Annotated in this window: 25 protein-coding genes; 17 read left to right on the top strand and 8 right to left on the bottom strand. The window is 66.2% G+C overall.

The features are described from left to right. Positions 1-42: 42 nt before the first annotated feature. A complete protein-coding gene (locus QM467_RS08245) occupies positions 43-1,656 on the top strand; it encodes a phosphoenolpyruvate carboxykinase (protein WP_283365827.1) in 1,614 nt (537 codons plus the stop codon). 223 nt (positions 1,657-1,879) lie between these two features. Beyond that, positions 1,880-2,170, top strand: a complete 291-nt coding sequence (locus tag QM467_RS08240) for a hypothetical protein (protein ID WP_283365826.1) — start codon at positions 1,880-1,882, stop codon at positions 2,168-2,170. A 107-nt stretch (positions 2,171-2,277) separates the two neighbouring features. Here QM467_RS08240 and QM467_RS08235 read toward each other — a convergent pair whose 3' ends face one another. Beyond that, positions 2,278-3,453 (bottom strand): GNAT family N-acetyltransferase, encoded by a 1,176-nt coding sequence (locus tag QM467_RS08235; protein ID WP_283365825.1) that lies wholly within the window; start codon positions 3,451-3,453, stop codon positions 2,278-2,280. A 230-nt stretch (positions 3,454-3,683) separates the two neighbouring features. Between QM467_RS08235 and QM467_RS08230 the strand changes: the two genes are divergently transcribed. The 3 genes from QM467_RS08230 (at position 3,684) to QM467_RS08220 (ending at position 8,570) form a co-directional block, all read left to right on the top strand. Then, positions 3,684-5,957, top strand: a complete 2,274-nt coding sequence (locus QM467_RS08230; protein ID WP_283365824.1) for an exopolysaccharide transport family protein — start codon at positions 3,684-3,686, stop codon at positions 5,955-5,957. A gap of 149 nt (positions 5,958-6,106) precedes the next feature. Next, positions 6,107-7,549, top strand: a complete 1,443-nt coding sequence (locus QM467_RS08225) for an oligosaccharide flippase family protein (RefSeq protein WP_283365823.1) — start codon at positions 6,107-6,109, stop codon at positions 7,547-7,549. Between the two features lie 16 nt (positions 7,550-7,565). Next, positions 7,566-8,570, top strand: a complete 1,005-nt coding sequence (locus tag QM467_RS08220; RefSeq protein WP_283365822.1) for an NAD-dependent epimerase/dehydratase family protein — start codon at positions 7,566-7,568, stop codon at positions 8,568-8,570. Between the two features lie 4 nt (positions 8,571-8,574). On the opposite strand, the gene QM467_RS08215 is transcribed toward QM467_RS08220, so the two are convergent. Beyond that, on the bottom strand, positions 8,575-10,236 hold the full coding sequence (locus tag QM467_RS08215; protein WP_283365821.1) for a glycoside hydrolase family 44 protein: 1,662 nt from the start codon (positions 10,234-10,236) through the stop codon (positions 8,575-8,577). Beyond that, the gene (locus QM467_RS08210; protein WP_283365820.1) at positions 10,233-11,162 is read right to left on the bottom strand and encodes a glycosyltransferase family 2 protein; all 930 of its coding nucleotides are present in this window, start codon (positions 11,160-11,162) and stop codon (positions 10,233-10,235) included. The genes QM467_RS08215 and QM467_RS08210 overlap by 4 nt, the downstream gene beginning before the upstream one ends. 192 nt (positions 11,163-11,354) lie before the next feature. On the opposite strand from QM467_RS08210, the gene QM467_RS08205 reads away from it, so the two are divergent. Both QM467_RS08205 and QM467_RS08200 read left to right on the top strand, forming a co-directional pair. After that, positions 11,355-12,686: an O-antigen ligase family protein gene (locus QM467_RS08205; protein WP_283365819.1), complete on the top strand. Its 1,332-nt coding sequence runs from the start codon at positions 11,355-11,357 to the stop codon at positions 12,684-12,686. Next, positions 12,683-13,639, top strand: coding sequence for a glycosyltransferase family 2 protein (locus tag QM467_RS08200; protein WP_283365818.1), 957 nt, complete (start codon positions 12,683-12,685; stop codon positions 13,637-13,639). Before QM467_RS08205 ends, QM467_RS08200 begins: the two co-directional genes overlap by 4 nt. 9 nt (positions 13,640-13,648) lie before the next feature. Here QM467_RS08200 and QM467_RS08195 read toward each other — a convergent pair whose 3' ends face one another. The 5 genes from QM467_RS08195 to QM467_RS08175 form a co-directional block, all read right to left on the bottom strand. Beyond that, complete coding sequence (locus tag QM467_RS08195) at positions 13,649-14,704, bottom strand: acyltransferase family protein (protein ID WP_283365817.1); 1,056 nt, start codon at positions 14,702-14,704, stop codon at positions 13,649-13,651. Between the two features lie 139 nt (positions 14,705-14,843). Then, positions 14,844-15,803 (bottom strand): DUF6492 family protein, encoded by a 960-nt coding sequence (locus tag QM467_RS08190; protein ID WP_283365816.1) that lies wholly within the window; start codon positions 15,801-15,803, stop codon positions 14,844-14,846. Beyond that, complete coding sequence (locus tag QM467_RS08185) at positions 15,800-16,957, bottom strand: Gfo/Idh/MocA family protein (RefSeq protein WP_283365815.1); 1,158 nt, start codon at positions 16,955-16,957, stop codon at positions 15,800-15,802. Before QM467_RS08185 ends, QM467_RS08190 begins: the two co-directional genes overlap by 4 nt. A gap of 76 nt (positions 16,958-17,033) precedes the next feature. After that, positions 17,034-17,549, bottom strand: a complete 516-nt coding sequence (gene rcdA, locus QM467_RS08180; RefSeq protein WP_283365814.1) for a protease adaptor protein RcdA — start codon at positions 17,547-17,549, stop codon at positions 17,034-17,036. A gap of 154 nt (positions 17,550-17,703) precedes the next feature. Next, complete coding sequence (locus QM467_RS08175) at positions 17,704-17,907, bottom strand: DUF1192 domain-containing protein (RefSeq protein ID WP_283365813.1); 204 nt, start codon at positions 17,905-17,907, stop codon at positions 17,704-17,706. Between the two features lie 184 nt (positions 17,908-18,091). Between QM467_RS08175 and QM467_RS08170 the strand changes: the two genes are divergently transcribed. From QM467_RS08170 to tolB, 10 genes are all read left to right on the top strand, one after another. Further along, a complete protein-coding gene (locus QM467_RS08170) occupies positions 18,092-18,808 on the top strand; it encodes a DUF1013 domain-containing protein (RefSeq protein ID WP_283365812.1) in 717 nt (238 codons plus the stop codon). Between the two features lie 101 nt (positions 18,809-18,909). After that, positions 18,910-19,416: a crossover junction endodeoxyribonuclease RuvC gene (gene ruvC, locus QM467_RS08165; RefSeq protein WP_283365811.1), complete on the top strand. Its 507-nt coding sequence runs from the start codon at positions 18,910-18,912 to the stop codon at positions 19,414-19,416. A gap of 93 nt (positions 19,417-19,509) precedes the next feature. Then, positions 19,510-20,127: a Holliday junction branch migration protein RuvA gene (gene ruvA / locus QM467_RS08160; protein WP_283365810.1), complete on the top strand. Its 618-nt coding sequence runs from the start codon at positions 19,510-19,512 to the stop codon at positions 20,125-20,127. After that, positions 20,124-21,167: a Holliday junction branch migration DNA helicase RuvB gene (gene ruvB / locus QM467_RS08155; protein ID WP_283365809.1), complete on the top strand. Its 1,044-nt coding sequence runs from the start codon at positions 20,124-20,126 to the stop codon at positions 21,165-21,167. The genes ruvA and ruvB overlap by 4 nt, the downstream gene beginning before the upstream one ends. Before the next feature lie 9 nt (positions 21,168-21,176). Beyond that, positions 21,177-21,791, top strand: coding sequence for a LysE family translocator (locus tag QM467_RS08150; protein ID WP_283365808.1), 615 nt, complete (start codon positions 21,177-21,179; stop codon positions 21,789-21,791). A gap of 21 nt (positions 21,792-21,812) precedes the next feature. Then, on the top strand, positions 21,813-22,220 hold the full coding sequence (gene ybgC / locus QM467_RS08145) for a tol-pal system-associated acyl-CoA thioesterase (protein ID WP_283365807.1): 408 nt from the start codon (positions 21,813-21,815) through the stop codon (positions 22,218-22,220). A gap of 182 nt (positions 22,221-22,402) precedes the next feature. Continuing rightward, positions 22,403-23,128 carry a protein TolQ gene (gene tolQ, locus QM467_RS08140; protein WP_283365806.1) on the top strand — a complete coding sequence of 242 codons (726 nt, stop codon included), beginning with the start codon at positions 22,403-22,405 and terminating at the stop codon, positions 23,126-23,128. Between the two features lie 12 nt (positions 23,129-23,140). Then, positions 23,141-23,587, top strand: coding sequence for an ExbD/TolR family protein (locus tag QM467_RS08135; RefSeq protein WP_283365805.1), 447 nt, complete (start codon positions 23,141-23,143; stop codon positions 23,585-23,587). A gap of 27 nt (positions 23,588-23,614) precedes the next feature. After that, positions 23,615-24,751, top strand: a complete 1,137-nt coding sequence (locus QM467_RS08130) for a cell envelope biogenesis protein TolA (RefSeq protein WP_283365804.1) — start codon at positions 23,615-23,617, stop codon at positions 24,749-24,751. 55 nt (positions 24,752-24,806) lie between these two features. Beyond that, complete coding sequence (gene tolB, locus QM467_RS08125) at positions 24,807-26,111, top strand: Tol-Pal system beta propeller repeat protein TolB (protein WP_283365803.1); 1,305 nt, start codon at positions 24,807-24,809, stop codon at positions 26,109-26,111. Positions 26,112-26,500: the final 389 nt, after the last annotated feature.

Below are 26,500 nucleotides of genomic sequence, written 5' to 3'. Positions count from 1 at the left end.
ATTACGCGCTCCTCCATCTTTAAGCGCAGTCGGGAGAAAAAAATGGCTCAGTCGGGCGTCTTCAATCCGGCCTTTCCGGTCGAAACCTTTGGGTTCAAGAAACTCAAGAACGTCTATTACAACCTGACCGCCCCGGCACTCTATGAGGAATCCCTGCGCCGCGGCGAGGCCGTGCTGGCGGCTGGCGGCGCGCTGGTCGCCGAGACCGGCGCCCACACCGGCCGCTCCGCCAAGGACAAGTTCGTCGTGCGCGACGAGACCACCGAAAACACCGTGTGGTGGGACAATAATGGCGCGATCACGCCGGCCAATTTCGACGTCCTGCTCGAGGACTTCCTGAAGCACGCCGAAGGCAAGGACCTGTTCGTGCAGGATCTGTTCGGCGGCGCCGACCCGGCCCACCGCGTCAAGACCCGCGTCGTGACGGAATTTGCCTGGCACTCGCTGTTCATCAGCAACCTGCTGATCAACCCGACCGCCGACGAACTGCTCAACAATGTCGCCGACCTGACCATCGTCGATCTGCCCTCGTTCCGCGCCGATCCGAAGCGCCACGGCGGCCGCAGCGAGACCATCATCGCGGTCAACTTTGCGAAGAAGATCGTGCTGATCGGCGGCACCTCCTATGCCGGCGAGATGAAGAAGTCGGTCTTCACCTATCTCAACTACATCCTGCCGCCGGAAGGCGTCATGCCGATGCACTGCTCGGCCAATGTCGGCGACGGCCATGACGCGGCGATCTTCTTCGGCCTGTCGGGCACCGGCAAGACCACCCTTTCCGCCGATTCCTCGCGCACGCTGATCGGCGACGATGAGCACGGCTGGTCGAAGGAAGGCGTGTTCAATTTCGAAGGCGGCTGCTACGCCAAGGCGATCAAGCTTTCGCGCGAGGCCGAACCGGAAATCTTCGCCACCACCGAGCGTTTCGGCACGGTGATGGAGAATGTGGTGCTCGATCCCGAGACTCGCGTTCCGGATTTCGACGACAATTCCAAGACGGAAAACACCCGCGTCGCCTATCCGCTGGACTTCATCCCGAACGCTTCGGAGACTGGCCGCGCCGGCCATCCCAAGAACATCGTCCTGCTGACCTGCGACGCGTTCGGCGTTCTGCCCCCGATCGCCAAGCTCGACGCCTCGCAGGCCATGTATCACTTCCTGTCCGGCTACACCGCCAAGGTCGCCGGCACGGAAAAAGGCGTGACCGAGCCGTCCGCCACCTTCTCGACCTGCTTCGGCGCGCCCTTCATGCCGCGTCACCCGTCGGAATATGGCAATCTGCTGCGCGACCTCATCGCCAGGCATCACGTCGACTGCTGGCTGGTCAACACCGGCTGGACGGGCGGCAAATATGGAACGGGCCGCCGCATGCCGATCCGCGTCACCCGCCGCCTTCTCGCCGCGGCGCTGGACGGCTCGCTGAACAAGGCCGACTTCCGCACCGACCCCTATTTCGGCCTTGCGGTGCCGACTTCGGTTCCCGGCGTCGAGCCGCATATCCTCAACCCGGTCAAGACCTGGGCGTCCAAGGCTGAATTCGCCGAGACGGCGAAGAAGCTGGTGAAATTGTTCCGCGACAATTTCGTCACCTTCGAGCCGCATGTCGACGCCAAGGTCAAGGAAGCCGCCCCGGCCGTGCAGATCGCCGCCGAATAAGCTTTCCGCGGGCCAGAACTTCAAACCCCGCCTGTCCGCAGGCGGGGTTTTTCATTTCCGAAGCCCGCGAATATTAACGACTTGTTCATACTGATGAATAGACATTAATCTATGCGGCTTTCCGACAGATTAAAATACTATTTTTGGTCTTATTCATGCCATTAAGGAATCGGAAACCTCACGCTGTTGTTATCGTCCCAACAAGCGAACTTGAAACGTGAGAATGTTTATGCGTATCGGCTCATCCAAGGAACTGAACCACGAGACCCTGACGTCCCTGGGCAAGATCAGCGCCGCCTCCGACTGGCGCGGCGCGGGCGAAACGATCGACGCCAATCTGTTCCGGCTGAAAGCGCTGCACAAGCTGATGCAAGCCGCCGAGGATTGCGACGCCGACGCCCTGGTCGATGTGGATTATCGCGAGGAAATCCTGCCGCGCACGGAACACCCCGGCGCGACGCCGCTCAAGCGCGTCTGCGCCACCGCCGTCGCGGTGAAGTTGAAATCGGCCTGACGTCCGCCGCCGTCAGCCGCCGCGAACGCCGCCCCCGGGGCGGCGTTTTGCGTTTTCGGGAGAGCGGCGTCCGCTCTGTTTGGGACGCCAATCGTGTCGAAGCCGGATCAGGACGACCCCGCGGCGAGGCCCTGTTGCGGCTCTCCGCCAGCCGCCACAACGGCGGGTTTGGCGGGGCTGCGGCGATTGCGCAGAGCCAGCAGCGCCGCGAGCGGAACGCGGCTCACGGCGCCGCCGAGAATTTGATAACCGCCGAAAAAATCGACGCGCGCCGGGCGCCAGCGGGTCTTGGACACGTCGCTGCCGGTCGAGAGGTTGAACAGCCGCAGGCGATGCGCGATGGCCCATTGAATCGCCTCGGCGACCAGAGTGGTCATGACGCTGTAGCGGCTCCATTCGAGATCATAGCCGCTAAAATACATGTAGAGTTCGTCGCCGAGGATGAAGCCGACGCGCGTGGCGACCACCTTGTCCGCGATGACCAGCTGAAAAATGCGCAGATCGCCGCGCCGCGCCATGTCGGCGCAGAAGGCGCGCAGAAAATCCTGGCTTTGAGCGGCGAAGAAGACGTCAGGATGGCGGACGCTGGTGTCCCGCGCCTCCGCGCGCAAATTATGCAGGGCGAAGAAGACGTCGAGCGCGGCCGGAACATCTGCCTCCGCCTCGACCACCCGCAACGTGAACGGATGTCCGTCCCGCGCCAGCGAATTGTAACATTTGCGCAGGGATTCCTTGACGTTCCGGGGCAGATTCCGCTTGAACGCGTCCCAGCTGTCGGGAAGGTCGAGATAGAAGACCGGAAGGTCCATGATGGCTTGAGGCGTGAAGTCGCCACGAAAGACGCGCGCGCAGGTCCCCGCCGGCAAGCCGCGCCATTGCACGAAATCCGCGGGCTTGTCCTGCTGCAGGCGCGCTGACAGGGCGGCCAGGACCGGCTCCGCCTGTTCCGGGCGACAGATCAGGCCGCGCCATTCCGTGACATTGGTGTCCGCGCCGAAAAATTGCAGCTCCCGCGTCCGCAACGGCCCATAGCCGGGGCGATGGGTGACGAACATGGGCGCGACCGCGACCAGGCCGCCGTCGGCGTCGCGGAGCGCGTAGCACAGCAGTTCGTCGCGCGCCGCGAGGCTGTCGCGGCGATAGGCTGGCCACCAGTTCAGCGCCCAGTTCGGAAAATTGAAGGGAAGGTGCGGCGAAAGGCTCGCGGCCAGCCGCTCCCATTCCTCCGCCAGCTCGCCAAGACGCGACAGATCGCGGATCGTTTCGACGGTAAACAGAGCCAATGCTCCCTCAAAGCGCGGGCCGCGTCGAGCGCCCCGTTCGGCCTGATATTGCAGCGCAATTTCCTAAGATCGGGTTGTGGCGACCGTTGAAACTCAAGGATGTTTCGCAAGGCGGCGAAAGGCGTCCGCGCGCAAGCAGTTCTTAACCATAATAGGGGAAGCTGCATGCGTCGTACCGGGGGGCAAGCGTCCCCAAGCTGCGACGCGTGCAGTTCATCGTCGGGAATCCCATGACCGCTTCGCAGACCATGGCCACGGAAGGGCGTCGGTCGCCCGCCGAGACCCCGGAAGCGACGGGACCGGGCCCGTCGGACGGCGGCAATGACATCGCTAATGACGTCCCGAATCCCTGGCGCGAGGCCGCTGTCGTGCTGGGCCGCCAGGCCCGCCGCCACATCCGTCTGCTCGCCGCCGCCGGGCTGGTGTGCGGCGCGCTGGCCGGCATATCCAAATTCGTGCTGCCGACGACCTACAAGGCGAGCGCGCAAATCCTGATCGACCCGCAGGAATTCCGCTCCTTCGACGCAGACGCCCCCACGACGACGCTGGAGGCGAATTCGGCGATCAATTATGTGGAAAGCCAGATGGGCGTGATCGGCTCTGAGCGGGTGCTCCTGCGCGTGATCCGCGATCAGGGCCTCGTAAATGCCGCCGCGCCCCAGCCGGAGGGCGAGCCGCAGCCGGAAAGCGCCGACGCCAGGCGCGCCCGCGATCTCGCAGAGAACAAGGCCTTGCTCGGCCTTCAAAAGACGGTGGCCATTACGCGCGCCGAGCGCAGCTTCCTCGTCAACATCACCGTCTCGGACAAGAATCCCGAGCGGGCCGCCGATCTCGCCAACGCCGTGGTCAAGGCCTATGGCGAAGTCAATGCCATGGACCGTATGGCCTCCGCGCGCCGGCTCGCCGCCGACCTCAACGCCCGCGTCGACAATCTCCGCCAGCAACTCGGCGAGTCCGAGACGAAGCTGCTCAATTTCAAAATCGAACACAATCTGGTCGGCCTGAACGACAAGGCGATCGCCGAGCGCCGCATCTCGGAAGCCGCCGACGCCCTCACCGCCGCCGAAAATCGCGAGGCGCAGGCCCGCACGCGGTTGAAGCAGCTCGAAACGGCCCCCTCCGACATCGGCGCCGTCGCCGCCTTCGGGCCGGACCCGGAATCGCGGCAATTGCAGGTCCTGATCGAAGGACGGGCCGCCGCGCGCGGCGAACTCGAAGAGCTCCAGAGCAGCCTGGGCGACTTGCATCCCGCGGTCGTCGCCGGCAAGGCCCGGCTGCGCGAATTCGACCGCCGCATTTCCCAGTCGCTGGCGGGCCTGCGCCGCTCCGCCAGGTCCCAACTCGCCGAGGCCCAGGCGCAGGCGCAAGCGATGAACAAGAAGCTCGCCGACCTCGCCGCCGAAACCACCCGCGCCCGGGAATTCGAAGCTCCGCTGCATGAAATGGAGTCCGATATCGAGGCCAAGCGCAAGGCGCTCACCGTCCTGCAGACGCGCTGGCACGACGCCGACGACATGAGCCGCCGGGAGGCGCCCAATTTTCGTATCATCTCGCCCGCCCGCGCGCCGAATACGCAGGGCAAGGCCGTGGGCGCGGTCACGTGGACCGTCGCCGGCGGCGTGATCGGCTCCGCTCTGGCCCTCGGCGGCCTCGCCCTCGCCAGCATGTTCGAAACGGCGAAAGAGGCCGAAACGGGCGAGACGCAGCCCCCCGCTCCCAAGTCGCCCGCTCCCCTGCCCCCCTCCTCCGAGCCGCCAGCGACGCGGCGCCGGACGCTCGAATGTCTGGCCGAGCTTCCAGCCATCAAGGGCGCCGCCGGAGCGCCGGACAGCGCCGCCGTCGCGCTGCTCAGCGAGGCTTACCGTCGCCCAGGCTCGCCCTTTTCGGCAGCCGTCGAGGCGATTTACGATCGTCTGGAGGCGGAAGCCCGCAAACGGCGCGACGACGACGAAGGCCGTCCGTTGATCGTGTTGGTCGCGGCGACCTGGCCGCGCGCCGGCGCCTCGACGCTCGCCGCCAATCTGGCCCGCGTCGCCGCCGCCACGGGCGCGCGCGCCCTCCTCATCGACGCGCATGCGGCCCATCCAGCGCAGCACCGGGCGGCGCCCGACAACGCGCCCCGGACTTTGATCGAGGCTGCCGGACAGACGCGCCCGCTGTTGCGTCTCACGCCCTATTCGCAGTCGCTCAGCCTCATCCCGTCCTTGCCCGACGAGGAGAGCGTTTGCGCGGCCATCGCCGAGGAAAGCGTTTTCCAGCCGGTCGCCGGCATCAACGGCCATTTCGATTTCGTCGTGATGGACGGCCCTGACGCGAGCGACGAGGAAGGCTTGCGCGACCTTGTCGCCGCCGCCGACCAGATCCTGCTGGTCGTCTCGAACGAGCCGGGAGACGAGGACGACGCCCCGGACCTGCTGCGCCGCATCGGCGCGCCGGAACAGGCCTTCGCCGCCTTCGTCCGCGCCGCGCCGCTCGACGACGCCCGCGAAGCCGAAGCCGCCTGAAGCCAATATTAACCGCCGGACGCGAAACTCCCCCGCCAGCCCCGGCGCGCGGCTATGATCGCGGCTGAAGGCTTGGCGCCCCAGCGCGCCGCGAGCAGAGGTTTTAGTGCGCCGCGAGCAGAAGTTTTTGCTGCGCCGGGAGCGGAAATTTGCGTCATCGTCTGTTCAAATGGCTGGGCTGGTCGAGCATCGACGCGATAGGCCGCATCGCCATGCTCACGGCCAGCACGGCGGTGCTGTCGCGCTGCCTCAACCCGCGCGACTTCGGCGTCTCGGCCCTGATCCTGACCGTGGTGACGCTGGCGAGCGTCGTGGTCGGCGCGCCCTTCGAGGAGGCGCTGGCCCAGCGCAAGGTGCTGCGGCTCGCCCATCTGCGCGCGGCGCTCACCGCCAGCTGGCTTGCCAGCCTCGCCTGCGTCGCGTTGTCGATTCCGCTCGGCCTGATGCTCGCGCGCGCCTATGACGAGCCGCAATTCGTCTGGGCGCTGCCAGTCGGCATGGTCTCATGCTTTTTCTCGGGCCATTCCGACATTCTCACCGGATTGATCCGCCGCCGCCGCCGCTTCGCCGATCTCGCCAAGGCGACCCTGCTGGGCAACGCCATCGGCATCGTCGCCTCGCTGGCCATCGCCCTCGCGGGGGGCGGGGTCTGGGCGCTCATCATGCAAAGGCTGCTGGTCTCGGTCGCCCGCGCTCTGCTGCTGCAGGCATGGATGCGGGACGTCATCATCCTGCCCAGCCGCTCGGTCGGCCATTTGCGCGACCTCGCCCGCTATGGCGGCCTGGCGCTGATCGACCGGATGATGGACAATCTGACCTTCCTGGCCTTCAACTATCTCGTCGGCGGCATCTATGGCCTGACCACGCTCGGTTATCTCAACATGGCGATGCGCCTCGTCGAGCCGATCCGCGGCGCCGTCGGCGCGACCGCCCACAACATCGCCTTCTCTTTCTTTTCCCCGCTGCAGCACGACACGGCGCGCCTGCGCGCGCGGGCGAAGTCCGTGATTTCCTACGCCTCGCTCGGCACCGCCCCGGTTTTCGTCGGCCTCGCCGCCGTCACCCCCACCTTGCTGCCGCTGATCGCGGGGCCGGGCTGGGACCAGTCGATCGACATCGGAATCTGCCTCGCGATCGGCAGCGCCATCTCCATTCCGGCGCGGCTGGTTTTTACGGCGCTGTCGGCGCGCGCCCGGCCGGAATATAGCGTGATCGCAAATGTCGCCGCCTCCGTCGTCACCATAGGCGTGACGCTCGCCGGCGTACCGCTCGGCCCGCTCAGCGTCGGCCTTGCGCGCATCGCCGGCGACCTCGCGCAGGCGCTGATCGCCATAGGAGTCTCGTCGCACCTGCTCGACTGGAGCCGGCGCGACCGCTTCCTGGCGCTGGCGCCGGCCTGGAGCCTCGCCGCCTTGATGGGGGCCGCCGTCGTCGGCCTGCGCCACGCCCTGCCGCCCTTCGGCCAATTGGCGCAGGTCGCGCTACAGATTGGCGGGGGTGTCGCGATCTACGGCCTGTTCCTGGCCCTGTTCGCCCGCTCGCGCCTCAATGGGGTGGCCGAACTGATGGGCAAGAAGGCCGCGAAAACCTGACCCTTCGAGAGACCGCATGCCGGAGTTGCTTATGCCGGAACTGCCGCCTTCCCTGCGCCCGCGCGCCCTGATCACCGGGGCGGGCGGATTCATCGGCTCCGCCTTGCTGGCGGCGCTGGCGGAAGATTTCGACATCAGGGCCGGCGCCCGCCGCGCCCGCCCCGACGCGCGCCCCGGCGTCCAAATCATCGCCTGCGATCTCGACGACCCCGCGCAGGTCCGCGCCGCCGTGGCGGGCGTCGATCTCGTGATCCACGCCGCCTATGGCGACGAGGGGGCCATGCCGCGTCAGGCGGAACATTTGCTGGCCGCGATGTCGGAGGCCAAGGTCGTCTCCCTGCTCGCCTTCAGCTCCGTCGCGGTCTATGGCGCGCGCGAAGGCCGCATCGTCGAAACGGACGCGCCGGAAGGGCCGCTGGCGCCCTACGCCTTCGCCAAGGCGCGCTGCGAAGAGCTTTATCGCAGCTGGAGCGCCGGGGCGGCTTCGCGCCGGGCCATCGCCTTGCGGCCCGGGATCGTCTATGGCCCCGGAAGCCCGTTCTGGATCGAGAAAATGGCGGCGCGCATTTCCTGCGGCGGCTGGGGGACTTTTCCGCGCGCAAATGGCCGCGCCGCCCTGATCCATATCGACGATCTGGCCGAACAGGCGCTGGCGGCGAGCCGCCTGCTGACCGGCAGGAATCGCGAAACGCTTGCGCCTTTCTCCGCGCTCAACGCCGTCGGCCCGGAAGCGCCGCCCTGGAACGATTATTTTCAGGCCCTGGCGGAAAAGCTCGGCCGTGCGCCGCTGCGGGAATGGTCCGAGTCCGAAACAGCGTTGCGGCAGGCCTTGGCCATCCCGGCCAAAATCGCGCGAAAAGTCGGCCTGCCCTTCGGCAAGGCGCAGGCGCTGGCGCCGACCCCGGGCGAGATGGGGATTTTCGCGCTCGACGCCGACTATCGCGGCGAGGCGGCGGAAAACCTGCTGAAGGTCGCGCCGCGCATCGGTCTGCGCGAGGGCCTGTCCCGCTGCGGGTTGTGACGGATCAGGCGAAGCTGTAGCGCCGCGCCGCGCGCGGAGGCATCACGAGCCGGATCGCCCCCTCCCCGGCGGGCTGAGGCCGCTCCGTCAGTTCGGAGAAACTCCGGTTGGCCTCGTCGAAACCTGCGACGCCACGCAGCGCCGGCGCAACGCCCGATGCGAAGGCCAAATCCAGCAGGACGGGTTTTTCGCTTCTGTTGAGCGCGATAAGGCTCGCCCGGCCCGAACTTTGGCTGCGCGCGGCGAAAACGGACACATCCGCCCCGGCCCCTGTCACCGGCAAAGCCGTGTCGCCAAAGCATTCGCCAGAACCATCGCGCTGGCGATAAAGCCGATAGGCCTCGCCGATAAAGCCGTCCAGCGAGCCCCAGTGATTGGCGAAGGCCACGCCGAAACGGCCGAAACGCCCCAGAACATCTGCGATGGCGAGGCCGGTCGCCGGCAAGCCGGCGCCGCCAAAATTGAATTCGCCGAAGGACAGAGCCGTCCCGGGATATTTCGTGTCCACGATCTGCTTGAGGCTCGGCAGCAAGGGCAGGAAAAGCCTCTCGCGCGGGCGGCAGCCCAACGCATCCGCGACCCAGCTGTTCTCGCAGAATCCGGCCTCGTCAAAGGAGCGCGGCGCGTCGAGGATCGCGCCGGAGAGAGCAGCGTCTTCGGTGCGGAAGAGAGTTCCGCGCCGGTTGAACGGATACCAGTGCAGGTCGAGCGCATCGAGCAGGCGGCGTCCGACGCGTTCGGATTCCTGACGGAAGGCGTCGAGATAGGCGCCGAGGAAGGAGCCATGGCTACGGTAGACGTCCCAATCGGACGCCTTGACGAAATCGACATATTCCGTCGCGCCCCAGCTCGCCGGCCCCAGCACGAAAGCGTCGGGATCGGCCGCCTTGATCGCCTTGGCGGCGCGCAGCGACCGGTCGATCAGGGACTTGATCGTCACCGGCTTGGGGACGATGCGCGGATGGGTTTCGGGCCACAGGCCCGGCTCGTTGTCGAGATAATAGCCCCGGACCCCGCCAGAGGCCGCGCCGCCGTGGCGGGCGACCAGCCGCTCCAGCAGGGAGGGAATGTTGATCTTATCGTTGCTTTCCCCCCGCGCGGGCTGGTCGTCGCCTGCCGCCCGCGCGGACCAGTCGATGGGCAGGAAGCGCGCCGAGGGCGCGGCCTGTGCCGGGGTCACGTCGCCGTCGAAATCCGCCGCGACATAGCCCGCGAGCGGCAGGGTGAGCAGGCTGCGCGCGCCCGCGCTGCGGCTATTGGCGAGAAAGGCCTCGACGACGGCGGCGGGCTCCCGCCACGCCTTTTTCGGGACGTCGAGCACGCCAAGCAGAAAGGCGCCATTGGCGTGGCGATAATCCTTCCCGGCGTTGGTGGAATTGTTGACCCAGTTATAGGGCGTCATCAGATTGCCGCCGAGGCGGCGAATGGTCGCCCCGGCCTTGCGGTCGAAATCGACACTGGGACCGTTGCCGTCCATGGTCCCGATCTCGTTCGAGCCATAGATGAAGGGATTGATCGGCGTTCCGGCGGCCTTGTCGTCGATGCGCATGACATTGCCCGCCGCCCTGGCCGGCGCGGCGGCCAGCGCGAGCTTGCCCGCCGCCGCGCTTCCGCCGCACAGGCCGATGACGAGCGAGCGCCGCGAGATCCCGCCGCGACGGCTCAAGACACCAGACCCCGCCCGTAAAGGGCGAGACGAAAACGCCGGGTCCAGAAAATCTTGCCCAATCCGCCAAACGCTTTGGCCGCCATTTTCTCGCGCGCGGTCTCGCCGAAAGGCGCGCAGAGCAGCGCCGCCACGCCGAAAGTCACGGCCTGCGCCAGCCCGGCCGCCATCCAGCGCGCGAGCACCGCGACCTCGCCGGGCCGCGCCATGTCCTGAACGAAAACGCGGATCTGGCCGCTCAGGAATTTGCGCTTCTTCACATAGGCCCAGGTGAGGCGGCGCGGCGGCGCCCATTCCACCACCCTGGCGTCGGCGGCGAAATAGAAGCGCTTTCCGGCCAGAACGAGACGCTGCAGCAGCAGGGCGTCCTCGCCGCCGCTCTCGTTGAGGCTCGGATCGAAGGTCGCGCCGCCGCTCAGGCAGGCGGCGCGGTCGAACATGGAATTATTGGTGCCCAGACGCGCCGCGATATCGGTGATCTCGGCGCCCGAGGGCCGATCGACGCGGCGCTCGAAATAGGGCGCGAAGGGGCCGATCTCGCCGCCCTCCGCGCGGGCCTCGATCGGGCCGAACACGGCGTCCGCCTTGCGTTCGCGCGCCACGCGCGCCAGCGCGGCCAGCCAGTCCGGATGAGCTTCTTCGTCGTCGTCGAGAAAGGCGATCCAGCGGCCCTGCGCAGCCGCCGCCCCGGCGTTGCGGGCGTTGGCCACCCCGGGACGCGGCTCGCTGACGTAATGCAGCGGAAAGGGCGATTTTTCCGCCAGCCGGTCGACGAGTTCCCGGGCATTCGCGTCCGGGGAATTATCGACGACGATCAGTTCCGGCGAAAGATCCTGCAGCCCCCTTTGCGCCATGAGGCTCGCCAGCGCGCGCTCCAAGGGCGCCGGGCGGTTGTAGGTGGGGGTGACAACGCTGATCCGATCCATCGAGGTCCCCAAAATCCTGTTGAGGCGGCTTTAAATTCCCAGATCTTCTATTCTGCGTGGGTTATAAACTCGTGCAGACTATGAATTTCTTAAGCAGGCACAGTTAATATTTCCCCGGCGCCGCCTTTGCGTGGCGATAACAGACATTAACCTCACGGGCGTCCGAAACCGGGCGGGACGAGCTGGAGCCAGATGAGCTTGGCCGAAAACATACTCGCAGCGCCCGCAGGTCGGCGTGTCGCGCATATGGATTGGTCGGCGCGCGCGCATGAGGCCCTGCTCGTCGCTTATCTGCTTTTCACCTTCATCGGCACGCATCCCCTGGTCTCGGCGACGACGACGCCGGAGGAGCGGCTTGCCGGAAGTCCGCTCGACCGCCTGCTCGCGCCCGGCATGACCCTCATCGGCCTCGCCTTGATCTGGGCGCGGCGCGACGCGGCCTGGGAGGCCGTTCGCGCCAACAGGCTGCTGGTCGCCGTTCTTGCGTTCTGCCAGGCGAGCATCCTGTGGTCGAACTATCCCGACCTGACCCTGAGGCGCGCGCTGGCGCTGCTTTTCATGGCGACGATCAGCCTCGGGCTCGCCGCCAGCATCGACGACCTCCGCCGCTTTCACACCCGCATCTTCCAGGCGCTGACCTTCGTCATTCTGGTCAATCTGGCGGCGACGGCGCTCTGGCCGGAGCTCGCGATCACCGACATCGGCGTGGCTGGCATCTATGGCCAGAAAAATCCGGCCGGCATGGTGGCGATGATCGTCATCATCGTCTGCGTGACCTACGCCTTCGGCGCCAAAGGCGCCGGCGAGCAGTTTTTGGGCGCGCTCGGCGCCGCGATCAGCTTTTTCTTCCTCGTCATCACCCGCAGCAAGACCTCGCTCGGCCTCACTTTTCTGGCTCTTGGCGTCGGCTTTCTGTTCTGGCTCGCGCAAAGGCTGGGCTTCCGTTTCGCGCTGCTGGCGCTCGCGGGGCTCACGGTTGTGCTGGCGGGCTTCATCGGCCTCGTCGTCGTGAGCGATTTCGACGTCCAGCGGATTCTGGGCGCCTTCGTCGCGGACACGTCCTTTACCGGCCGCGACGAATTATGGGCCTTCGCCTGGCGCTCGGCGCTCCAGAACCCCTGGCTCGGCCATGGCTATGGCGCCTTCTGGGACGTCGGCGCCGTCAATGATCCGCTCGTCAAGCTCGAACCGGGCACATGGCTCGGCGACGTCCGCGTCGGAATCATCAACCAGGCCCATGACGGCTATCTCGAACTCTTCCTCCACATCGGCATCCCGATGACGCTGGCAGCCGTAGCCTCCGTTTTCGCCGCCCTCGGCGCGGCGACCCGGCGGGCGATCACGACGCCCGGCTTCGGCGCCCAGGCGGCCTACGCCATGATGGCGCTGAACCTGTTCCTCTATCTGCTGCACAATCTCACCGAAGCGACGCTGATGATGCGCGGCGCGCCCTTTTGCAATCTCGCCCTGCTGTTCTGCTTCGCCTGCGGGCGGACAATCTGGCGACAGGATGCACGCCCATGACAGCCGAAGCGCCCTCGCTCGCCATCGTCATCTGCACGTTCAAGCGGCCCGAACTCCTGCGCCTTTGCCTGCGCAGCATCGCCGCGCAGAGCGCGCCCGACCAGCCGCATGGCGGCGTCAATGTCTATGTCGTCGACAACAGCGACGAAGGCGACGCGCGCCCGACCGTCACGCAGGAGGCTTTGGCCGGTCCATGGCCGATGGTCTGGCTGGAGGCCCATCCGCCCAATATATCGGTGGCGCGAAATGCCGGCGTCCGCGCCGGATCGGAAGATTTCGTCGCCTTCGTCGACGACGACCAGACGCTCGATCAAGGCTGGCTCGCCACCGTGTTTCGCGCAATCGCGGACGATTGCGCCGACGCCTGGATCGGGCGGGTCGTCGGCCTGTTCGAGGCGCCGGAGCGCGCCACCCCGGCGATCCTGACGCTGTTTTCTCGCGAGCTCGCGGAAAAGTCCGGCTTCGAGCTGTTCGCATTCGGCCCGAAGAGACGCGCCGGCATCGCGTTGGCGACCAATAATTGCGTCTTCCGGCGCGCAACCTGTCTCAACGACGCGCAGGTTTTCGACCCCTCCTTCGGCAAGGGCGGCGGCGAGGATTTCGATCTGTTCTGCCGGCTGCAAAGGCGCGGGCGGCGTTTCGTCTGGCTGGCCGAGGCGACCGCGCGCGAATTCGTGCCCGCTTCGCGCTGCGACCGCTCCTATATGCGGCGCCGTTTCTACGCTGGCGGGCAGGCCTTCGCGGAAGCCATGGCGCGCGGAGGCCGCCATCCGGGCCTGGAGCGCTGGCTCATCCGCGCGAGGGCCTGCGTTCAGGCGGCGCTGCTCGCGCTGGGCGCTCCCGCCGCGCTCTGGCGCGGGGCCGATGCGCGGACCGATTACGTCTTCCGCTGGGCGGGCGTGCTCGGCAAGCTCTCCTTCGGCGAGACCCATCCGCTCTATCAGCAGAAATGACGGCCCGGGTCAGAGCGGCGCGACCTGCACGCGCGGCAAGGGGTCGCGACTCCCGCGCAAGAGCTTGAGCAAGGGCTTCTCCACGGCGAAGTAAACGGCGATGGCGGCAAGAACCGCCACCGTCGTCGCCACCGTTGCGGCCAGCAGGGGATTCGCGCCGCCCAGCACTTTCCCGGCGGCGGAAATCACGATCGTGTGGCTGAGATAGAGCGAATAGGACGAAGCGCCCAGCAGCAAGGGCGCCGGTCCGACGCGAAAGTTTTTCGCGGATGTCTCGACGCATAGCGCGCCAATAACGATCAGAAAGGCCGGAACGCCGAACAGCAACAGGCGCGCCCAGTCATTGTCGGCGGCGGGATTGGGCGCGAGCGCCAGGATCGCGGCGCCGAGGACGATAGCCGCCCAGCCGAGCGGCGCGCCCGGCCGTCCGCCTCTTTCGACCCAGCGCGCGATCAGGATTCCGCCGAGAAACTCGACGAGAAGCGGATTGCAAAGCCCCAGCGCCGGCGCGCGGCGCAGAAGGGTCTCGGGAAAGAGCAGGCCAAGCAAGGGAAGCGCGAGCAGCAGCGCGGCCAGCAGGCGCAAACGCCTTGCCGCAGGCAGAAGCAGCGCCAGCGCGAACAGCAGATAGAAGAACATTTCGAAATTCAGCGTCCAGCCTTGCGCCAGCAGCGGAAAGGCGGTCCCGGCGGGATCGGCATGCGGGACGAAGGCGAGCGAAAGCAGCACATGGCCCGCCGTCGGCGCCGCCATGTGGGGAAAGGCCGAGGGCAGGACCAGCCAGGCGACCAACAGGGCCAGAGTGAACAAATAATAGAGCGGCACGACCCGGATGACGCGATGGCGCAGGAATTCGCCCGGCGTCGGGGGACGGCGCGCGGTGGCCGCCCACATGACGAAGCCGCTGATGATGAAGAAGATGTCGACGCCTGCATTGCCGACGCGGAACACATTTTCAGAACCGAAGGCGTGGCTCGCGGCATGAAACAAGGTGACGAGAATAGCCGCCACGCCGCGAAGGACCTGAATCGACTCGTAAGTTCCCTTCTGCATGCTGGCTGTCAATGTTTGGCGCCTCCTTCAAATCCGGACGGCGCCAAACTACGCCTTCAGGCAAAATTCGTCTCAAATTAGGAACGTTAATGCCGAGGCGAATTAAGATCTTGGTAAATCTTTGAGAAACGCGCTCAGTTGCGTCGGCGAGTCAGGACTCGGCGAGAACCGGCGCGTCCTGATCCTGCGTCCAGGCGCGCGCGATGACACGATCGAGCAGGTCGAGACGCTTTTCCATGCTCATTTTCGCAGTGGACTGGATCAGGCAGGCGACATGATGGGGCTGGAGCCCCTGCACGAAGGCCTCTTCTTCGGCGGGCGTTTCGGGTTCCTGGTCCCATATTTCGAGAACGGGCGAGACGCCGTCGGCGAAATGGCCGGCGGCCTCGACGCCCAGCGATTCCACGAACATGCCGTAAAGCGTGTATTCGGAAAAATGAGGCTCGCGGGCGAGGATCTTGCGCCAGTCGGCGCCGCCGACCTCCTCGATGCGCTGGATCATGCGCCGCACGATCGAACGGCGCCAGACGATGCAGATGCCGATATAGTCGCCCGGAACGAAGCTTTTCGCGTCGATCCCGAGCAGGCGGCAGGCGACCTCGCGCCAGAGAATATGGGTGGCGTGGGTTTCGAGATGCGGATTGCGATAGAAACGGACCGCCCCGTCGGGACGCATCAACATTGCCGACGGCAGGGGCCGGATGAACACGCCGTCGCTGTCGACATGCATCACGATTTCGGTCGGGCTCTCGGCCGCGCCGGCGATTTTCATGATCTGCTGCGCGATCCAGCCGCGCACCGGCGGGCTGTAGAGGCTGAGATAAATGTTCCGGCGCGGCAGGCGGAGCAGACGGCGCAGGCGCGGCTTCGGCATGGGGATTTTCTTCAGCCAGCGGGGCAACAGGTCGCTGTCCTCCGCGCCGATGGTCCGCGCCTCACTGACGAGGGGCGCGAACAGCTCCATGTCGCGCGCGGGGACGAACAGGCGATGGCGCAGCCCGGGCGGCGCGAAACGGTCCAGGCTTTCGCACAACAGCCGGCAATATTCGAGATCGCCGCGATAAGAGAGGGTCAGGATGCTCGCGTCGAGCTTGGGCGACCCGCCGCTCATGCCGCCCAATCCGCTGGCTTGATCGGCGCGAAAGTTGATTGGACCGGCGCGGGGCGTGGAAAACGCTCGGGATGCTGCAACATCTCCGTCACCTCGGCGATATGGACGGCGAAATCGGCGTCGAGCCGGGCCGGGCGATTGGCGCGGATCGCTGCGGCCAGTTCGGCCACGCCGCGCGCGAAATCCATTGACGGGTCGCCGCGCTTGCGCTTCATGGCCGGGACACGGACCATGGGCAGGGGCTTTGCCGCGCCAACGCCGCCGAAACGGCGTTCGAGATAGCGCGCCAGCCGCCCCTGCGACACCGAGCGCAATTTCACCGGACAGGCGTAATCCCAGGTGTCGCGGATTTCGAGCGATCCTTCGTCGCCGATCACGCGCAGCCGATGGTCATAGGGCGCCACCACGGAATTAGTGACGCGGGCGGTGATCCCGCCATCGAATTCCAGCAGGCCGACGGAAAAATCAGGCGCCGGATGGGGCAAGGGCATGTCGGTCTGCTTGTCGGGGATCACCAGAGTGGAAAAAGCGGCGACGCACCGCACCGGCCCGAACATCGCGCAGAGCATGGTCAGCACATAGCCGGCGTGTTCGAACGTGCATCCGGTCTCGAATTCGCCGCGCGCCGGCCAGGGCTTGCCGGAGCGGCTAAGCCAGTTCCGGTAATCGGCCTTGTGGATCATGCCGTCGTCGAGTTCGGCATAGACCAGCCGCGGCGCGCCGATGGCGCCGGCGCGCACGGCCTTCCAGAGGGTTTGCGCGCTTTCGCTCAGGATATTGCAGGGCGCGGCGGACAGCCGCAGCCCCTTCGCCGCCGCCAGATCGCGCAATTCTTTCGCCATGTCCCGCGTCATGGCCACGGGCTTTTCCGAATAGACGTGCTTGCCCGCCTCCAGCGCGGCGCGGGTGAGCGGCGCGTGATTTTTCGGATCGGTGGCGTTGATCACGATCGAGACGGCGGGATCGGCGAGCAGCTCGCCGAGCGAGGCGTAGCCGCGGTCGCCCCAGCAGTCGACATAGGCCGCGAGACGGCCCGCGTCGCGGTCGAACACGCCGCACAGGCGCAGGTCTTGCGCGTGCATGGGCAGGCAAAGGCGGTAGGAATCGGCGATATAGCCGCATCCGACAATGGCGACGCCGACGGGACCAGTCATTTCGCTCCTGAGGATGCGCAAGGAATTGCGCGCAAGCCTATGCGGCCCGCCTTAACCCCCGGTTACGGCGCGACTCTCAGCCGAAGGCCGCGCGCAAAAGATTGAGCTGGTCCTCGACCGGGCTCGCCGCGGGCATGGGCAGGGCCGCATCCGGATCGAGATAAAGCAGCTGGTCGAGATGGATGATGCGGGCCTGAAGACGCAAGGATTCGCAGACAAGGTCGCGCAGGTTCTGCGGCAGCCGGGGGAAGACCTCCGGCGAGGACGCGGTTTCCTGATAGGACAGCTTGACCTTGCGCTTTTCCGAGGCCGCCTGATCGAGCGTCAGTTCGCCCTCGTTGACCGCGCGCTGCAGCAGAAGCCAGGAGGCGAGCTGCATCAGCCGGGTTGTCAGGCGCATGCTTTCGGCGGCATAGGCGAGCGATTCTCCGCGCGGAAGGGCCTTGGCCTCTTCCCGCCCCGGCCCGTCAAGATAGGCCGCCGCCTCCTCGACCAGCGTCATGCCTTCGCGGAACATGGCCTTGAAAGCTTCCGAAGCCGCCAGCCGATGCGCGAAAGAGACGGGCTCTTCGTCGGAATTCGTCCAGTTCATGCGCCCACCCCGGCCAACAACCCTTTTTGGCGGCCGCGCAATGCGAACCGCTCCTTTCGTTCGAGACGAAACAAAGAATAGCGCCATTCGAGCAGCGCCGCTCGGCCAATCCGTTTTAGTGTTAATGGCGGAAGGGCGTCGGACCGCGCCGTTCTCATGTCTTGAAAAAGGCGGCGGCGGCGGCGCGCGAGGCGCTTTTCCGTTCGCGGGCCGCTTCGAGCCGGACGATCTCGGCCTGAAGCAGCGCGATCCGCTCGGTCAGTTCATCGACGGAAAGGGCGTCGAGCGGCTCGCCGAGGCTGTGCTGGCTTGGCGCTGGCTTCTTCGCCGCGAAAACTTCGTCTTCGTCTCTCGCCATATTCTTCACCCTCTGCCGCCGAAAGGCCAAAGCGAAAATTCGACGAAATATTTGCGTTTCGCCGGCGCCCGCTCTATATTTGTGCAATTCCCGCAATGAATGAAACTTGAGGCTGTGCCTCGGCCGGGCCGGAGCGCGATGACGCGCGCCCGACGGCGGAACAAAGAGATTCGAGGAGAGACGAATGAGCAATGCCCCGCTCATGCCCAAGGCCACGGCCGTCTGGCTGGTGGAGAACACCTCGCTGACTTTCGATCAGATCGCGGAATTTTGCAAATTGCACCCGCTCGAAGTCAAGGGCATCGCCGATGGCGAAGTCGCCTCCGGCATTCGCGGCCATGACCCGATCACATCCGGGCAGCTGACCCGCGAGGAAATCGAGCGCGGCGAGAAGAGGCCGGCGCACCAGCTCAAGCTGGCGGTCACCAAGGTCCGCCTGCCCGAGGCCAAGCGCCATCGCGGCCCGCGCTACACTCCGCTGTCGCGCCGCCAGGACCGCCCCAACGCCATACTCTGGCTGGTGCGCAACCATCCCGAGCTGAAGGACGCGCAGATCATGCGCCTCGCCGGCACCACCAAGACCACGATCGCCGCGATCCGCGACCGCACCCACTGGAACTCCGCCGCGCTGTCCCCGATGGACCCGGTGACCCTGGGGCTGTGCTCGCAGATCGATCTCGATTTCGAAGTGCAGCGCGCCGCCAAGGATCGCCCCGCTCTTGTGCAGGATCACAGCCCGACGCTCATCCCCGCCGAGGAAACGACCCAGCCCGATTATTACGCCCCGACCTCGCATGAGGACGTCTTCGGCTCCAGCCCGAAGAAGGTGGAAGAGGAAGAGGACGACATCGACGTCGAATCCGTCTTCGGCAAGCTCAAGGATCTGAAGATCAAGGAATGACCACAACGCCCTCCGGGCGTCGCCAGCAGCGAATGCGACACCGAGCTTAAGCGAGGGCCTTGCGGATGGCGGCCCTCGCGATCCGCCAATGAAGGAATAATATGGCTCTGGTCCGCATTCTCGGCATCGATCCCGGCCTGCGCCATACCGGCTGGGGCGTGATCGAGGCCGATGGATCGCGCCTTTCCTACGTCGCCTCCGGCGCCATTCATTCCCGGACCGGCGACGCTCTCGCCGAGCGGCTGCGCGAACTGCATGACGGGCTTTCCGCCGTCATCGCCGCGCACCGCCCCGACGAGGCGGCGGTCGAGGAAACTTTCGTCAATCGCGACCCGCAATCCACGCTCAAGCTCGGGCACGCGCGCGGCATCGCCCTCGTCGTGCCGGCGCTGGCGGGGCTCGAAGTTCATGAATACGCCGCCAATCTGGTGAAAAAGACGGTCGTGGGCGCCGGCCACGCCGAAAAGGCGCAAATCGCCATGATGGTGAAGGTGCTGCTGCCGCGCAGCGACGCGGACACCGCCGACGCGGCGGACGCCCTGGCCGTCGCCATCTGCCACGCCCAGCATCGCGGCGCCAAGAAGCGCGCCGCCGCCCTCGGCGCATAATCCAGCGGTTCGACGCCTCCTCATTCTTCTTTTGTTCGCGTGACGGCAAAATTTCGCTAGACTGCCTCGACGCGATTCGGGCGCGGGCGGAAAATGATCGGCAAACTCAAAGGCGTGGTGGATTCGCTGCACGAGGATCACGTGATCCTCGACGTGCATGGCGTCGGCTATGTCGTGGCCTGTTCGACGCGGACCCTGCAAAGACTGCCGCGCATGGGCGAGGTCGCCGTGCTGGCGATCGAGACCCAGGTGCGCGAGGACGCCATCAGGCTGTTCGGCTTTCTCTCCGACGCCGAGCGCGACTGGTTCCGCCTGCTGCAGAACGTGCAGGGCGTCGGCTCCAAGGTCGCGCTGGCCATTCTCTCCATCCTGCCGCCCGCCGAACTGACCTCGGCCATCGCCTTGCAGGACAAGACCGCCGTCGCCCGCGCGCCCGGCGTCGGGCCGAAGCTTGCGGCGCGGATCGTCGCGGAGCTGAAGGACAAGGCCGGCGGTTTTGGCGGCGTGGATGCAGGCGCGATCGCGCTCGCCGGCGCCGATGACGCGCCCGTCGGCTCGACCGCCGCGCAGGAAGCGATTTCGGCGCTCGTCAATCTCGGCTATGGCCGCCCGCAGGCCGCGACCGCCATTGCAGCCAGCCTGAAGGCGCTGGGCGACGCCGCCGAGACCCCGGCGCTGATCCGGCGCGGCCTGAAGGAACTGGCGCCATGACCCCCGCGCCCAGCCGCATGGTTTCGCCGGAACGGCGCGAGGACGATCTCGAAAGCTCGATCCGCCCCCAGACCTTGCTGGACTTCACCGGACAGGAAGCCGCGCGGAAAAATCTGAAAGTGTTCATCGAGGCCGCCAAGGCCCGCAAGGACGCGCTCGACCATGTGCTTTTCGTCGGCCCGCCGGGGCTGGGCAAGACGACGCTGGCGCAGATCGTCGCGCGCGAACTGGGCGTCAATTTCCGTTCGACCTCCGGCCCTGTCATCGCCAAGGCCGGCGATCTCGCCGCGCAGCTCACCAATCTGGAAGAGCGCGACGTGCTGTTCATCGACGAGATCCACCGGCTCAATCCCGCCGTCGAGGAAATCCTCTATCCGGCGATGGAAGATTTCCAGCTCGATCTCATCATCGGCGAGGGGCCGGCGGCGCGCTCGGTCAAGATCGACCTTGCCCGCTTCACGCTCGTCGGCGCCACCACCCGCGCCGGCCTGCTGACCACGCCGCTGCGCGACCGCTTCGGCATTCCGATCCGGATGAATTTCTACAATGTCGCGGAATTGCAAAGCATTGTTTCCCGCGGCGCCCGGGTGATGAATTGCCCGATGAGCGACGACGGAGCGAATGAGATCGCGCGCCGCTCGCGCGGCACGCCGCGCATCGCCGGACGCCTGTTGCGCCGGGTGCGCGATTTCGCCTTGGTCGACGGCGACGCTATCGTCACCCGCGAGGTGGCGGACCGGGCCTTGAAACTGCTCGACGTCGATTCCATCGGCCTCGACCAGATGGATCGGCGCTATCTCGACATGGTGGCGGTGAATTTCGGCGGCGGGCCGGTCGGCATCGAGACCATCGCCGCCGCCTTGTCCGAGCCGCGCGACGCCATCGAGGACATTATCGAACCCTATCTGCTGCAACAGGGATTTCTCAACCGCACGCCTCGGGGCCGCATGCTGACGCCGCTGGCCTTCCGCCATCTTGGGCTGGCCGTTCCGGCGCAGGCGAATGCGCCGCAGGCCGGGCTGTTCGGCGACGACGCGTGACGGCGCGCCATGCCTTCGCCCTCCGCGCTCGCCGCCTTCGCCGCCGCCTCGCTTCTGCTGGCCCTGGCGCCGGGGCCGGACAATCTTTTCGTCCTCGCGCTTGCGGCCTCGCGCGGCGCCCGCGCAGGGCTGATGACCACGCTCGGCCTTTGCGCGGGGCTTGTGGTTCACACGACGGCGGTTGCGCTCGGCGTCGCGGCTTTCCTCGCGGCGTCGCCGGCAGCCTTCGCAGGTTTGAAGATCGCGGGCGCCGCCTATCTCGCTTATCTCGCCTTCAGAGCCTTCCGCGCCGAGCCGACAGGTTTGAGCGCCGCGACGGCGGAAAAACCCGGCGCCTATTTCTGGCGGGGCGTCGTAATGAATGTCAGCAATCCGAAAGTGGCGCTGTTTTTTCTCGCCTTCCTGCCGCAATTCGTCGCTCCGGCGGAGGGAAGCATGGCTGGCCAGATTTTTCTGCTCGGCCTGATCTTCCAGCTCTGCGCCTTTATCGTTTTCGCGCTAATTTCTTTCGGCGCGGGAAAAATCGGGCTATGGCTGCGCCGTTCGCCGCGCGCGCAGATCGTCCTCAACCGCCTGGCCGGCGCGCTTTTCCTCGTGCTGGCGGCGCGGCTGGCGACAAGCTGATTGCGAGACAAGATTGATCGGATGAACGCCCCCCACATTTTCTCCATCCGCGTCTATTTCGAGGACACGGATTTCACCGGCATCGTCTATCACGCCAATTATTTGCGCTTCATCGAGCGCGCCCGCACCGAAATGCTGCGCGATCTGGGCTTCCATCAGGGCGCGATCCATTCCGGCGAGACCGGGGATGCGCTGTTTTTCGTGGTCGCGCGGATGCAAATCGAATTCCTGCGTCCCGCACGCATGGACGACCTTCTGACCGTCGAGACGCGGCCGTCGAAAATCACCGCCGCCGTGATCGAGCTCGAACAGATTGTGCGCCGCGAAGAGGAAATTCTTTTCACCGCCCGCGTGCTCATCGCCGCCCTGGCCGATGGCAAGCCGCGCCGCCTGCCGCGCGAGTTCCGTGAAAAACTTGGAAAAACTTGAGCTGCGCGAGGGTTGCGTCCAATCGTAACCTGCTGTTAACCATGGCGCGGGCTTAACTGGCGAAGCAATGCGCCGGGCCGGTTTTGCCGCGCCGGGCCGCAGAAATGACCGATTTGCACGGCAGATGTTCGCGCGCGCAACAAAGCTTTCGCGCGCCGCAGGGATTTGCGAGGACCACCTTCATGAACGAAATCGCCGCCACGCCGCTCGCCTCAGGGGCCGAGGGCTCTGTCTTCGCCATGTTCTGGAGCGCGTCCATCGTCGTGAAGCTGGTGATGATCGGCTTGCTTTCGGCCTCGGTCTGGTGCTGGGCCATCATCATCAACAAGACCATGCTGATCCGGCGCGCCCGCGCGGCGATCGAGGAATTCGAGACCGTGTTCTGGTCCGGCAATTCGCTCGACGACCTCTATCACTCGCTGGCCGCCCACCCCACCACGGCCACGGCCTCGCTGTTTGTCGCGGCCATGAAGGAATGGAAGCGCTCGTTTCAGAACGCCCACGCTTCTTTCGTTGGCCTGCAATCGCGCATCGAGAAAGTGCTCGACGTCTCCATCGCGCGCGAGGTGGAAAAGCTCGAATCCAACCTTCTGGTGCTCGCCACCGTGGCCTCGGCGGGCCCCTTCGTCGGCCTGTTCGGCACGGTCTGGGGCATCATGACCTCGTTCCGCTCCATCGCGGCGTCGAAGAACACCTCGCTCGCTGTTGTCGCGCCCGGCATCGCCGAGGCTTTGTTCGCCACGGCCATCGGCCTGTTCGCGGCCATTCCGGCGCTGATCGCCTATAACAAGCTCTCGGGCGACGTCGCCAAGACCCAGGCGCGCATGGAAAGCTTCGCCGACGAATTTTCGGCCATCCTCTCGCGCCAGATCGACCAGCACGCCGGCTCGCGCAACAACGCGGCCTGACGGGAGGCGAATATGGGAATGGCGGCCTCATCGGGCGGAAAAGGCGGACGGCGGCGGCGCGGGGTGCCGCGCTATCGCGCCATGGCCGACATCAACATGACGCCCTTCATCGACGTCATGCTGGTGCTGCTCATCATTTTCATGGTCGCGGCGCCGCTGCTCTCCTCGGGCGTGCCGATCGACCTGCCCGCCACCAAGGCCGGCGAGCTGAACATCGACAAGAAGCCGATCGCCGTCGCCATCGACGACCGTGGCGACATCTATCTGATGGACCAGAAGATCGCCGACGCCGATCTCGTCGCCGGCGTCAAGGCGCAGGCAAAGGACGGCGTGGACGAACGCGTCTATGTCCGCGCCTCCAAGGGCGTGACCTATGGGCGCGTCGCTGAAATCATGTCCAACCTCACGGCGGCGGGTTTCAAGAAGGTCGCCCTGGTGACGACCCAGGAGAAGAAATAAGGTCTTGGCCCAAGTGGGACTTTCGCGTTGAGATTCTCGCGCTCCGAACCGGGATTTCTGCTCTCGGCGGCGGTCCATCTTGGGCTGCTGGCGGTTCTGCTCGTCCATTTTTCGCGCGAGCAGAAATTCGACGACGCGCAGGAGGCGATTCCGGTCGAGACGATCTCCGAGAACAAGTTCAGCGAGATCATGAAGGGCGACAAGGCGGCCAAGGAGACGACCAAGCCCCGCGCCGACAAGGTTGCCGACCTCACCGAGACCAAGCCCACCCCGCCGACGCCCGAGGCCAAGCGCGACGCGCCCGCGCCGCCGCCGCCCATGAAGCGCCTGCCCGACCCCGGCGAGGCCGACCAGACCCCGCCGACTCCCCCGACGCCGCCGCAGCGCCCGGCCCCTCCGCCGCCGCCCGCGCCGGCTCCGCCCACGCCCAAGACGCCGCCGCCGCCGCCGGACCCCAAGGAGGAGCCGGAACCGGACGACGCGGAGCCGGTGAAGCCGCCGCCGCGCCCGAAGCCGCCCGAAAAGCCGGTTGAGAAGCCAGCTCCGCAGCCGCCCAAGCCGGTCGAGAAGCCCGTGCCGCAGCCGCCAACCAAGGCTGTCGAGAAGCCTGTCGAAAAGCCTGCGCCGAAGCCGAAGCTCGATGAAGTCGCCAAACTGCTTGCCGAGAGCAAGGACAAGCCCGCGCCCAAGCCGAAATCAGGCGACGACAGCGCGCAGCCGCATCGCTCGCCCGATCTCTCGGAAGTCGCCAAGCTCCTCAACAACCAGGCGCCCGAGGCGAAATTCTCCACCGGCCGCGAGGTGAGCCACACGGCTTCGCTCGGCGCGGCGCGCGGGACCGGGGCGAAAATGTCGCCCTCGCTGTCGGATTCGCTCAACGGCATCTTGCAGGAGCAGTACAAGCAGTGCTGGAATTATCTGCCGCTGACCGGCGGGCAGAAATATATCGCCAGGATTCGCGTCTCCTACCGCCCCGACGGCTCGCTGGCCGCCCAGCCCGTGCTGCTCAACCCGCCGTCCGACCCCGCCCTGCGCGGCCTCGCCGAGAGCGCCCTGCGCGCGGCGCGGCGCTGCAATCCCCTGCGCATTCCCGCCCAGTTCCAGCCCTATTATGAGCAATGGAAGGACTGGGTGGTCGGATTCGACCCCGAAATCTTGAACTAATCCCGTCACGTCACGGAACTAAAAAGCCATAGCGCGAAAGATCAGGACCCCGCCCATGCCCTTCGCACCCAGCCGCCGCGCCGCCGCCGCCCTGTTCGGCGGCCTCGCCCTCGCCCCCCTGTTTGGCCGCGCTTCCTCGGCGGAGCGCTATCTCGACGTGCGCGGCGGCGGCAATTTCACGCCCGTCAATATCGCGATCGTGCCCTTCGCCGGCGACAGCGGCCCGGCGATGACCACCATCATCGTCAATAATTTCAAGCGTTCCGTCTTCATCAATCCGGTGGACGCGGGCGCGGCTGGCGCCGCCATCAATCCGGACGCCGCGCCGGACATGGCGGCCTTCCGCGCGCTCAACGCGCAATATGTCGTCGCGGGGCGCTCCGGACGCGGCCCGGACGGCCGCATGAAGACCGAATTCCGTCTATGGGACGTCGCCGCCGGGACCCAGGCCGCCGGCCAGCAATATGTCACGGACCCCAACAATTCCCGCCGCGTCGCCCATATCGTCTCGGACGCGATCTTCACCAAGGTCACGGGCGAAAAGGGCTTTTTCGACACCCGCGTCGCCTTCGTGGACGAGACCGGCCCGCGCGACAACCGCCGCAAGCGCCTTGCGATCATGGACCAGGACGGCGCCAATCTGCGCTATCTCACGCGCGGCGACGACCTAGTGGTGACGCCGCGCTTCTCGCCCAACGCGCAGGAGCTGACCTATATGTCCTTCGGCGCGGAGGACCCGCGCGTCTTCCTGCTGAACATCGACAATGGGCAGCGCGAGGTGGTCGGCAATTTCCCCGGCATGACTTTCTCGCCGCGCTTCTCGCCCGACGGCCAGCGCGTGGTGATGTCGCTGGAGCAGAATGGCGTCGCCAATCTCTACAGCATGGACCTGCGCTCGCGCACGACCACGCGACTGACCGACTCCTCGGCAATCGACACCTCGCCGTCCTATTCGCCGGACGGCGCGCGCATCTGTTTCGAATCCGACCGCGGCGGCACGCAGCAGGTCTATGTGATGGGCGCGAGCGGCGGCGGCGCGACCCGCATTTCCTTCGGTGAGGGCCGCTATTCGACGCCGGTCTGGTCGCCCAAGGGCGACTATATCGCCTTCACACGGCAGGCTGGCGGCAAATTCGGCATCGGCGTGATGAAGCCGGACGGATCCGGCGAGCGCATCCTGGCCGACGGCTTCCACAATGAGGGTCCGACCTGGGCGCCCAATGGCCTCTATGTGATGTTCTTCCGTGAGGCGGCCGGGGGCTCGAAACTGTTCATGACCGACGTCTTTGGCCGCGCCGAATTCCCCATCCCGACGCCCGGCTCGGCCTCCGACCCGTCATGGAGTCCCTTGCTGGGCTGAGTCCATTGGCGTCAACCTTTGACTTGTCAAAGGTGACGGGCCCGGCGGCTTCAGCCGCCGCCGCGCCGGTGGGCGTGGACGCCAAGGGGCATGTTCACTCCCCTTGGTTTCAAACTTAAAAGTCCCGCAGCGCCCCATTCTGGCCATGAAAGCTTTGTTAACCATGCGGCCAATGGTCACAAAAGCGCCGGATTTTCTAACCTTTCGTCAAGGTTACGAAAACCTTCGCTTAACATTCGGGGGCTAGGACTGAGGGCAAGACCCGCCGAGCCAACCGGCCGCGCGGGAACGCGTTGAAACTGGTCCCCGGGCTTTTGGGGACAAAGCGTAGGGCGCCCGGGCGGCGCAGGCCTTGGCCGCAAGCCCGGTTGTCAGTCAAAGGAGCGCAC

The organism is Rhodoblastus sp. 17X3 (assembly GCF_030056575.1).
In the GTDB taxonomy this organism is placed as follows: domain Bacteria; phylum Pseudomonadota; class Alphaproteobacteria; order Rhizobiales; family Beijerinckiaceae; genus Rhodoblastus.
This window is presented reverse-complemented; position numbering and strand designations above follow the sequence as displayed.